A 230-nucleotide genomic window follows, 5' to 3' on the forward strand; every position below is an offset into this window, starting at 1 on the left:
TTATTTCTGTCTAAATCGCCCTTCCAACTTTTCTTCAAGCTGGTTTAAAAATACCTCATTGCTTAATAATTCTTTTTTATTTTCAAGCACAAGTTCTTCAAATGTCCGGCGCTTTCTTCTTCTCATGTCTATCACCTCCTCCACTCTGTTCATACCATTTACGCCAAATCATTTAGAAAATAAGCAAAAAAGAGCTGAATCATTATAGAACCAGCTCTTTTTCAATTTCT

At 33.9% G+C, this 230-nt stretch carries 1 protein-coding gene; it reads right to left on the reverse strand.

All coding sequences use genetic code 11. The features are described 5' to 3' along the window. Complete coding sequence (locus KVT11_RS20845; protein ID WP_217609241.1) at positions 1-126, reverse strand: FbpB family small basic protein; 126 nt, start codon at positions 124-126, stop codon at positions 1-3. Positions 127-230 lie beyond the last annotated feature (104 nt).

Source organism: Bacillus sp. GbtcB10 (genome assembly GCF_019091365.1).
GTDB classification, from domain to species: Bacteria; Bacillota; Bacilli; order Bacillales; family Bacillaceae; genus Bacillus; species Bacillus altitudinis.